Source organism: Aequorivita sp. CRS11 (genome assembly GCF_059693805.1).
Genome location: NZ_JCATIG010000012.1, coordinates 32,285 through 42,599, shown reverse-complemented (window position 1 = coordinate 42,599; position 10,315 = coordinate 32,285). Strand labels below are relative to the sequence as shown.

Sequence of the window (10,315 nt, the reverse complement as noted above, 5' to 3'; positions counted from 1 at the left end):
TTTTTAAAAGCACCAAATTTGGTTCATTCTCAAGCTTGACCAAAAAAGCAAGGCCGCTTAAAACGGCTTAAACGGGGTCAGCTTTTACGGAATTAAGGGGTTGTGCAACGGTTACCATTGTTGTGTGCAGTTTTTTATTCGTTTAACTTTTTATAAAATTCCGATTCTTTTATTATTTTTTCTAATTCTGATTTAGTTTTTTCATTATCAGTTTCAAAACTTAAACTCCAACTTGGTATTTCAATTTCTGAATCAAAATATTTAATGTAATAATTAGTCCATTCGTTATCTCCGTTTTTTTCAACTTTAGAATAGATGTTTTTAGTTGAATTCTCAAAATCTGTTCTTAATTTTTCTTGAGAATAATTCTCTTTTAGAAAGTTTGTTGTTAACTCAACTAAACTTGAATTACTTGTCAATCCGTTATTGAATATATGTGGTAATAAATAGCTTAAAACTTTTTCTTTATCTCCAAGACCTATATAGATTTTCGCATATTGCTTTGCATTATAAATTTCGTCTGCAGCAAAAGCATTCCCACAAAAATGCTGTAAAGGATATTTTTCATTAAGCTTTTTATATTCTAAAGCAGTATTATATTCTCCTTTATTGAGATATATTTCAGTTAGCCTTTTGCTTGCGTCATTTTTAAAGTTTGCATATGGGTTAGACATTATCCCACTTCTGCCACTATTTTCTTTGTCGTTAGCATTGCCGTTTAAAATCATTTCAAGATATTTAATTTCATCTTCTTCATAGTCCAACAAAGAACTTATATGAGCAAGATTGTAAAGAGATTTATGATAAAGTTCAGAACTTGGATAGTCTTGTATTATTTGTCCAAATTGGTCAAGAGCTAATTCAAGAATTTCTTCTTTTTCGTTTTTCAAAATCTCATACTTGACTTTTTCATTTTGTTTTAAAGTATCAAGTCTTTGTAATTCCCAATCAATACTTAATTCATCGACCATTTCAAAAATAGTAACACCTTTATTAAATATAACTATGTCTAATTTTTCATTTTTGTTAGAAGTCTTGTTCTTCAATGATGAACAAGATGTTAAAATTAAAATAGTTAATATGTAGAAATAATATTTTTTCATTTTATGAGCTTGCTTATTTTCAAATCTATAAAGATGTTTTGAGTTTAAAAAATTGTAATGAGTAAAGCATACTTTTCAATTAGTTAACTTGGTTTTCTGACGAACTCTTAAATTGCACACAACATGTGTATATACGACATGCCTATTGCTGCTATACCGCACATGTGCGCATGTCATGTGTTCTGTGATTTATCAAATGTAACCGATTCATACAAAGTATCCAAAGGACTCTTCAAAGTTTTGTTGTTAATGCCTATAACCCTAGTATAAACCTCAGTCGTTTTTGTGCTGGCGTGGCCTAGGGCACTTTGTATGTAGCGTATGTTTACACCCCGCTCCATAAGGTGGGTGGCAAAACTGTGTCTAAGAGTGTGCGGCGTACTCCACGGATTTGTATTCGTGGCTTTTACCGCACTCCTAAAAATACACTGTATGCTCTTGGAAGAATACTGTCCACCATCCTGCCCTTCAAACAACCAGTAAGCGGGTTTAAATTGTTTGTAGTACTCCCGCAAAAGCGCCAAGAGCACAGGGCTCAATACCGTATGCCGGTCGCGCTTGCCTTTGCTGTCCTTTATAAAAATATAGCCATCATCACTTCGAATATCCTTTACCCGAAGCCTAAGGACCTCGCCCACACGCAGGCCAGCACCATAAATTATATGCAGTATCGCCTTGTGCTTCAAGTTTGTGGGGTGGTTTATTATTTGCATAACCTCCTCAATGCTCAGCACATTTGGCAGATCCTTGCTTTTTTTTGGGCGGGTAATGTTGTAGTACTCCCGGGGCATTTCCAGCGTATGTTCGTAATAGCATTTTATGGCATTGATAACAAGATTCTGTTTTTGCTCGCTAATGCGGTGTTTGCTTATCAAATAAAACACATAGCCTTCAATCTGTTCTTTTGAAATGCTGCGCAGCTCCGCAGTTTCAAAATACCTGAAAAAGTGCAAAAGATTGTGTTGATAATTGCGAATGGTTGCCGGACTAAAACCTTTTAAGACCATTTTTTGTTGGTTGCGGTCCAGTTCCTTCTGAATTTTTTCCGAAGGGTCAAAACTGGGCATCCCAGAAGGGGCTTCCGTAGCTTGCATCTTAAGTTTAGTGCCGAAAAGCCTTTTAAGATGTTTTACGTTCTCTGCTGTATTAACAATACTCCAAAGCTTTTGGTTATAATGGTAAAAAGTGCCGTTCAGCTTTTTGAAAGCCTCCCGTTCCGCCTTCATTTCATACGGAATTTTAAGTTTGATGCGTCCGGCATTGGCACGAGGAGTGTACATTACTATTGCGGGATTTTTTGAGGTTTCCATGATCAAAAAGAGTTGCGTTACTGTCAAAATTAAGGAAAATAGAACCCACCTAAGGCAGCAAAAGGTATAATAATAGTGTTTAACCGTTAGGAACGAATAATGTATATTTGTAACGATAGCGGTAGCTTCATGGACAGAAAGTGTAAAGTATGCGAAAAACCACTAAAAGGTCGAACTGATAAAATCTTCTGTTCTACCTATTGCAAAAACCAGTATCACAAACACCTTCGCTATGCATCCAAACAGGCAGCCATAGAAATAAACGGATATTTAAAACGAAACTATTCCGTCTTATCAGAATTGCTCGGAAATAATAAATCACAAGTTAAAGTATATAGAAACGTGCTTGAAAAGAAAAAATTTCGGTTCAAGTATCATACCCATTTCCATATTAACTCACACAACAAAATGTTCCACTATATCTACGACTTGGCCTGGATGGAATTTTCTGATGATGAAATATTGATAGTCCGCAAAAAACAATAGGCAATGGCATTGCATTCCTTTCCCTTGCATAACTTCATAAAAAAACTCGCAGTGTCAGAATGCATTCCTCAGGCCTAAAACCGTCAAACAGGCCAGAAATAGGAATATCAAAACGCTAATGGTAAATACAACTTTAATCGGGTATCTCTAAGCTCTAAACAAAAAGTAAACCGGCAGCTATCTAAATCCAATTAGTGCAGATACTCTCAAAGCATCCCCAAAACCTCAATCCCAACCGCATCCTTGCCAAAATTCGCATATTCCTCTTCCCCCAGGACCTCCATAAACCGTAAACCCAAAACAGGTATATACTGTAGTCCTTCTTCTTTTGTGGGTCCCCCCTCAAGTGTTTGCACTAATCTTTCAGACCGATCCTCCTTGGATCTCCTAAGGATAGGAGCCTCATAAGTAACAAAGGTATTGGTAGCTGCATCGTAAACAAGCAGGCAATAAAATAGCTCAAAGTGGGTGGCGCCTTTGGGGAATTTGGCAGCGGCAGGATTAAATCTTGCCCACTCCAATGAAAAATCCAAGGCGTCGATCCTCGGATTTCCAAAATGCTGCCGTATGCCTGCCTTCGGCGTAAATACGAATTCCCGTAGTAACTGCTGTCCCTTTAGCGTTTTTAACCCTTGCCCTACATTTCTGGACCCCGCGACGGAATCTTTATCAAGCGCCTTGATTTTCAGGAATAATTGCATCAGGCGTTGGTGCAGGCTGCCGTCATTTAAATGGCAAAGAATAGGATGTAGCGAAATCTTGAATTCCTTGACAAATACGCTACACAATGTTAATTCTTCGCTGTTCTTGTAAATCCGGGGATTTTTTTTATTATTTTCGTAGTTAAATCCTCCCATAATTACCACTTGTTGGTTTCTAATATAAATTTAGAAACATTTTCTCTCAAAAACAAGTGTTTCAAGCCGACACCATGCCGACTGCAAGCCGACCGTAAGCCGACTTATGCCGACTCCATGCCGACTATACTTCATATATACCCCATAGATACTTCCTGTTTGCCTCCAGTTTGCCCCTCCCAGGACCCACATCCTTTATACGGCGCGCCGCTGTTTTACTATTTGTACTCCGAGGGCAATAGCGTACATAGCGGCTGCAAAAAACCAGACATAGGTAATTTTTCCCTTCCCCATCACATAATAATCAAAAGCCGTACTTGCAGCCACCAGTATATTGAGGCCGAGTATAGTGTAGTTCAGTCTTAAGTATTTTTTTGGGGAAAGTTTGCCCAGTACCATAAATAGGTTAAAAACCGCTGTTACAAATTGAAGCATTGCCAGCCCGGTCTTGCCATCCTCCACTAGGCCCAGTCCGCCAATAAAAAAGATAAAGGCATTCAGCAAAAAGCTGAACCTGAATATTTTGGCTTTTAGTTTTGGATTCATTAAGCCAAAATAAAACATTTTTTTCACTCAAATTCAAAACTTAAATCAGGAATGTGGTTTAAGTGCTTCTTTTGTGAAATATTTCTTCCGTAGCCAAAAAGAAACCCGTACCAATAAAATTAAAGCTGGAACTTCTACCAATGGGCCAATTACCCCCGTAAAAGCTTGCCCGGAATTTAACCCGAAAACGGCAATGGCCACGGCAATGGCCAATTCAAAATTGTTGCCGGCCGCCGTAAAGGCAACTGCTGCAGTTTTGTCGTAGGTTGTCCCCATCGCTTTTGTAACGAAAAATCCAATTAGGAACATCAATGCAAAATAAATAAGCAATGGCACGGCGATAATCAAAACATCCATGGGTATTTGCACAATCAATTCACCTTTTAGGGAAAACATGACTACGATGGTAAACAAAAGCGCAATCAGGGTTATGGGAGAAATTGCGGGAATAAATTTCTGATTGTACCACACTTCGCCTTTAAGTTTCACTAAAATAAGCCTGCTCAATATTCCCATTACAAAGGGAATCCCCAGATAAATGGCAACACTCTCGGCTATGGTTGCTATGGAAATATCAACAATGGCGCCCTCAAACCCGAAATAGGGCGGAAGCACCGTAATAAAAAGCCAAGCGTAAAAACTATAGGCAAAAACCTGAAAAATACTATTCAGCGCAACCAAACCGGCACCGTATTCACTGCTACCTTCGGCCAGGTCGTTCCAAACCAAAACCATGGCGATGCAACGCGCCAGACCAATCAAAATAAGCCCGACCATATATTCCGGATAGTCGCTTAAAAAGATAATTGCCAGAATAAACATCAACACAGGGCCAATAATCCAATTGAGTACAAGCGAAATGGAAAGGATTTTTGTATTACGGAAAACCTTTGGCAATAGTGCATAATTCACCTTTGCCAAGGGCGGATACATCATTAATATCAAACCAATGGCTATGGGAATGTTTGTACTGCCACTATTAAAGGAATTTAGAAACTCTGGAAAATTGGGCGCAAAATAACCGATGCCAACACCCAGCGCCATCGCAATAAAAATCCAAAGCGTGAGATAACTGTCGAGAAAACTTAGTTTTTTAGTTGAAGCCATTTTTTATGAATTGATTTGTGAAAAAACAAATTTCATCTCAATCGCAATCTGTTCGCTCCGCGCCGTATATACTTCTTGTTGTTGAGGTGTACCGTCCGAAATTTTTGGGTCTTCGTACATTATTGAAATCCGTTTTTCCGAACCAGCCACAAAAGGACAGCCTTCATCTGCCTGGGAACAGGTCATAATTGCGGCAAAACTTGCTGCGGGGTTAGCCTGGTCATCATATTTTTTTGAAAAAGCAATCATCGGCGTCTTTTCCAAAGCATATTTTATGCTATAAACAGGGTTTTTGCTATCTCCTTCTTTCGAAATTTCAAAGCCCGTGTTTTCCAAAGTCTCTACAACCATTGGGTAAACGGCAGTAGCTTCCGTCCCGCCGGAATAGCACGTTATATTTTTGATTCGGAAGTATTCCGCCATGGTCTGCGCCCAAATCTGCGCCAAATGGCTTCTGCGGGAGTTGTGTGTGCAGATGAAGTTTAGTTGGATTGGCTTTTCTTCCTTCTTTTTTGAATTTATATAATCAATAAGAGGTTGCAGAACAGTTTTTCTTTCTTCGGAAAGATTTGTTGCCTCCAACGCTTCAATATATTCCCGGATTGGCTTTAATAGTTTCATTATTTAATTTTTATATACCCACTACTTTACTACGGCGTTCCAAAAGCACGTTGTCTTTCCAAACACCATGGAGTTGTCCCACTTTTTCTTTGTAACCTACTTCGCGGAAGCCGCATTTTATATGCAATTCACGGCTGGCTACATTGTCACGAAATATTCCCGATTGCAATGTCCAGATATTGTTAGCTTCACTAATTTCTATTAAATTCTTCAGAAGAAATGCTCCAGCACCCTTTCCTCTTGCCGCTTCCGCAACATATACGCTCACTTCGGCAACGCCACCGTAAACGCAGCGACTGGAAACAGGGGAGAGGGCGGCCCAACCCAAATAGTTGTTATCTTCAACGGCGATTATTCTTCCAAAGGGAAGATGCCCAGCGTCCCACTTTTCCCAACTGGGGATGGTGGTTTCAAAAGTTGCAGTGCCCGTTTGCAGGCCTTCGCCATAAATTCGGGCGACTTCGGGATAGTTTTCTTCTGAAATTTCAATCAGATTCATACTAGCAACAATTACCGTCCGGGGAGCAGCAGGGCTCATCATTTATTTCAGCCAATTGTCTTTTCGGTTTTTCAGGCTTCGTTCCCGGTTTTTCAGCATAGACTGTAACACTGAAAATACCCGTTCCTGCATTGTTGAAGGTTTTCACTTCTTCCTCGGAAAGATATTTTTCAAGAATATCGTTCGGGATTACGATTGGCTTCTCTTTTTGAATTTGGATATTCTGAAACCCCGCATCTTCTATAAACTGCAAATATTCGGTTTTTTGGATTGCTCCCGCCACGCAGCCGGCATACATTTCGGCGTCTTCCTTAAGGGCATCTGGAAGGTTTCCAACCAAGACAATATCAGATATACTAAAATGCCCGCCCGGTTTCAACGTTCTGAAAATTTCGCCGATTACCTTTTGTTTGTTCGGCACCAAGTTTAAAACACAATTGCTCACTATTACGTCCGCAACGTTGTTACTAACTGGCATCGCATCTATATCTCCTTCACGGAATTCCACATTATTAAAACCCAATTTCTCCGCGTTTGCACGGGCCTTTTCTATCATTATCGGCGTAAAATCGATCCCGATAACTTTGCCTTCGCTTCCTGTTTCGTGTCGGGCTACAAAGCAATCATTACCCGCGCCCGAACCCAAATCGATAACTGTATCGCCTTTTTTGATTTTTGCAAATTGCGTTGGAAGCCCACAGCCCAAACCTAAATCTGCATCTTCCACATAGCCGCCCGTTTCGGAATAGTCATCCATCATAATGTTGTAAACCTTGTTGGATGGAGTGGTCGCGCCACAGCAAGAGGAAGCATTTTCTACTTTGCCCTGTTCGGCTATTTTGGCATAACGTTCTTTTACTATTTCCTTTAATTCTTGTTCGTTTTTCATTTTTTAAAAGTTTTGATTTTATTTTAAATTTTTTTAGCAACAATTTTCTTTTGAAATGTCCTGGTCTAAAAACTGCATCATAATTGTCTTCATTTTTGTCCAGTTATCTTTGTCAATGCAATAGCAAATACTTGTTCCTTCAATACTTCCTTTAATCAAACCAAGGTTTTTGAGTTCTTTTAAATGTTGGCTAATAGTTGGTTGTGCCAAACCTATTTCTTCTACCAAATCACCGCAAATGCAAGCGTTTATTTTAAACAAATGCTGAAGAATTGCTACTCTGGCAGGATGTCCAAAAGCTTTGGCGAATGTTGCCACTTGGTTCTGCTGTTCTGTGAATATTTCAGTTTTTGTAATTCCCATCGTTTTGTATCAATTATTATATTGCAATATTACGATTAAAGAATTAAAGTACAATAGAATTTTTAAAAAAAGTGGTTATTTTTTATTGCTCGGTTTTTGAAACTTTCTTTTTATAAGCCCATTCCGCTATAAAACAAAGACAGATAATTCCCAAGGAAATGGATACTCCCAACAAATTTGAAGTGGATTGCTGGACAATTAAAACAACAAAAGCTGCTATTGAAAGAATAGCGCCTATTAAACCAATAGTCTTACTTGATTTTATTTTTTCAGATTTTTTATAGCTTACATAGTTTACAACTGCAAAAATTAACAAGAATCCTGCGCTTCCAGAGGTTGAAATGCTTTCTAAGTTTAAAAAATTTGCAGTAATCAAAGTAAGTATTACTGTAATTAGCAGCCCGATGGGTTTGTTCCAGAATTGGTCTGTAAAGGAATGGGGCAGTTCATCATCTTCGGCGAGTTCATAGCTTACTCGGCTTCCACCGTAAAGTGTAGCGTTTATGGCAGAAAATGTTGAAATAAGCGCGGCAACCGTCATAATGGTGAATCCAATCTGCCCAATCATCGGTTTGGCGGCGGCTGCCAAAACATAGTCTTTAGCGGTTGCTATTTTATCAAAACTTAAAGAGCCCACAGTAACCATCGCAATAATTATATAAAGCAAAACACAAAACCCACGGAGATAAAATAGGCTCGGGAAACATTTTTCTTCGGATTTTCCAAATCTGGAACGGCATTGGCAATAAGCTCAAAACCTTCATAAGCTACAAAAATTACCATTCCGCCCGTAAGTAATAAAAACGGACTTTCCCAGTTTGTGGGATTAAGCTGTGAAAGATTAGCATTTCCGAATAAGCCATAAATTCCAATTCCTGCGAAGGCCAATAAGATAAATAGTTTTACAAAAACCGCAAGGCTTTCAATTTTGCCCACAACTTTTAGACTGTAGTAATTTATAAGCGTTGCCAGCAAAATTACGCCACTCACAAAAATGTGGGTATCAATTGCTTTTGAGCCAGTTATGGAAATCAAATTAGGCGCATAACTACCAAAAGCGCTGGCGTAAAGCGAGAGCATAATTATATAGCTTATCCACAAAACGTTATTGATGCCGCCACTAAAAATACCTTTACCAAAACCTTCATTCACAAACCGTACTGTTCCACCACGATCGGGAAACGATAGTGATAATTTTGAATAGCTATAAGCTGTAAACAAAGCAATAATCCCAGCACAAAAAAAAGCTATTGGTGTTCCACCTTTTGCGAGTGAAACAGCCAAACCCAAAACAGCAAAAATTCCACCGCCAACCATACCGCCAATGCCAATGGCTATGGCGTCTTTTAATTGGATGCTGTCCTTGTTTTTTTTCATTAAAATTTACGTGCTGTTCCTAATCTATTTTTAATGTTTTATAAATCAAATAACTTTTCAAAAATATTAAAATGATGCTTTTCCGTTCTAAGTGAAATGGTTAAAATATCATTTTTAAGCTCAATGGAATAAACTTCACCAGATTTAAAAAGTGGTTTCAATTTTTGATATAATTTTTCTTGGAGCGAAGTATTTTTTTTACATCCTTGGACCACATATCCTTCTTCATTACGAAATGATACTAAACTTGAACTGAGCAACCGTTTTATCAGCCCAATACTATTTTTTCTTTTTATAAAAAACTCTGAATTTTGCGAGGCCACCCAAGAGGTTGACCACTCTGCGAGGGTAAGCAGATTTTGCTTTTTGGATGAAAGGATTAGGTTTCCTGTTGAAGTATATGTGGCTTTTTTATACTTTAAGTGCCAAGGTTTTGGAATCATTATTTTCCCTTGAATATAATAGGACCAGGCATTGTAATTTCCTTTTACTTTACCGTTCTGCTTTGCAATATAATTTTCAAATTCTATACAGAACTTTTCATTTATTTTATAAAAAGGTGATGTGATTTCAGCGGCTGCGGCATTAGATTTTATTTTCATTAATTTATTTTTTGTTTAGCAATTTCTCGAAACATATACTGTTTTCCACTCCAGCATATTGACCGTAATTGTCTATAAACCTATAACCGCATTTTTTATAAAGTGAAATGGCCTCGGGTTGTTTAATACCAGTTTCCAATATACATTTTGTGTTTCCCAATTCCCTTGCCCAAATTTCCAGTTCTTTTAAAACTTCCACGGCTATTCCCTTTCCGCGTTGTTCCAAAGGAACATACATTCGTTTCACTTCCATTACGTTTGGCTCAAATTGCTTAATAGCACCGCAACCAACTGCCGTGTTGGTTCCATCATAAGCTACCACAGCATATTTTATGGAATCTAATTTGTTGAATTGATCGTAAAACGGATGATCATCGCCATCGCGAATCGCAAGATCTGCATCGAGCTGTTTCACCAATTCAATAAAGTCTTTGTTTGTGGAATCTGTGCGTAAAAGTTTCATCAATTTTGGTTTTTGGCGAAGTGAAGATACCAAAAACGTGCTGAATTTCCATAGTGGAAATCCAACACGCTCACTAACAAACCAACACTTAG

General features: G+C 38.4%; 12 protein-coding genes and 1 pseudogene. 1 reads left to right on the top strand and 12 read right to left on the bottom strand.

All coding sequences use genetic code 11. The features are described from left to right. Window positions 1-134: 134 nt before the first annotated feature. A complete protein-coding gene (locus AC58DT_RS14885) occupies window positions 135-1,103 on the bottom strand; it encodes a tetratricopeptide repeat protein (protein ID WP_497217602.1) in 969 nt (322 codons plus the stop codon). 173 nt (window positions 1,104-1,276) lie between these two features. Continuing rightward, window positions 1,277-2,413: a tyrosine-type recombinase/integrase gene (locus tag AC58DT_RS14880; protein WP_497217601.1), complete on the bottom strand. Its 1,137-nt coding sequence runs from the start codon at window positions 2,411-2,413 to the stop codon at window positions 1,277-1,279. A gap of 99 nt (window positions 2,414-2,512) precedes the next feature. Between AC58DT_RS14880 and AC58DT_RS14875 the strand changes: the two genes are divergently transcribed. Then, window positions 2,513-2,899, top strand: coding sequence for a hypothetical protein (locus AC58DT_RS14875; protein WP_497217600.1), 387 nt, complete (start codon window positions 2,513-2,515; stop codon window positions 2,897-2,899). 206 nt (window positions 2,900-3,105) lie between these two features. On the opposite strand, the gene AC58DT_RS14870 is transcribed toward AC58DT_RS14875, so the two are convergent. From AC58DT_RS14870 to AC58DT_RS14825, 10 genes and pseudogenes are all read right to left on the bottom strand, one after another. Then, the gene (locus AC58DT_RS14870; protein WP_497217599.1) at window positions 3,106-3,756 is read right to left on the bottom strand and encodes a hypothetical protein; all 651 of its coding nucleotides are present in this window, start codon (window positions 3,754-3,756) and stop codon (window positions 3,106-3,108) included. Window positions 3,757-3,951: 195 nt separating this feature from the next. Continuing rightward, window positions 3,952-4,320, bottom strand: a complete 369-nt coding sequence (locus AC58DT_RS14865; protein ID WP_045081076.1) for a hypothetical protein — start codon at window positions 4,318-4,320, stop codon at window positions 3,952-3,954. A 27-nt stretch (window positions 4,321-4,347) separates the two neighbouring features. Next, window positions 4,348-5,409 carry an ACR3 family arsenite efflux transporter gene (gene arsB / locus AC58DT_RS14860; protein WP_497217598.1) on the bottom strand — a complete coding sequence of 354 codons (1,062 nt, stop codon included), beginning with the start codon at window positions 5,407-5,409 and terminating at the stop codon, window positions 4,348-4,350. A 3-nt stretch (window positions 5,410-5,412) separates the two neighbouring features. Beyond that, window positions 5,413-6,030: an arsenate-mycothiol transferase ArsC gene (locus AC58DT_RS14855; RefSeq protein WP_497217597.1), complete on the bottom strand. Its 618-nt coding sequence runs from the start codon at window positions 6,028-6,030 to the stop codon at window positions 5,413-5,415. A 10-nt stretch (window positions 6,031-6,040) separates the two neighbouring features. Beyond that, window positions 6,041-6,529, bottom strand: a complete 489-nt coding sequence (locus tag AC58DT_RS14850) for a GNAT family N-acetyltransferase (protein WP_497217596.1) — start codon at window positions 6,527-6,529, stop codon at window positions 6,041-6,043. Window position 6,530: 1 nt separating this feature from the next. Then, window positions 6,531-7,418 carry an arsenite methyltransferase gene (locus tag AC58DT_RS14845; protein WP_497217595.1) on the bottom strand — a complete coding sequence of 296 codons (888 nt, stop codon included), beginning with the start codon at window positions 7,416-7,418 and terminating at the stop codon, window positions 6,531-6,533. Window positions 7,419-7,451: 33 nt separating this feature from the next. Next, complete coding sequence (locus AC58DT_RS14840) at window positions 7,452-7,781, bottom strand: ArsR/SmtB family transcription factor (RefSeq protein ID WP_497217594.1); 330 nt, start codon at window positions 7,779-7,781, stop codon at window positions 7,452-7,454. An 82-nt stretch (window positions 7,782-7,863) separates the two neighbouring features. Continuing rightward, window positions 7,864-9,098, bottom strand: a pseudogene (locus AC58DT_RS14835) (APC family permease). A 98-nt stretch (window positions 9,099-9,196) separates the two neighbouring features. Continuing rightward, window positions 9,197-9,760 (bottom strand): hypothetical protein, encoded by a 564-nt coding sequence (locus AC58DT_RS14830; RefSeq protein WP_497217593.1) that lies wholly within the window; start codon window positions 9,758-9,760, stop codon window positions 9,197-9,199. A 4-nt stretch (window positions 9,761-9,764) separates the two neighbouring features. Continuing rightward, on the bottom strand, window positions 9,765-10,223 hold the full coding sequence (locus AC58DT_RS14825; protein WP_497217592.1) for a GNAT family N-acetyltransferase: 459 nt from the start codon (window positions 10,221-10,223) through the stop codon (window positions 9,765-9,767). Window positions 10,224-10,315 lie beyond the last annotated feature (92 nt).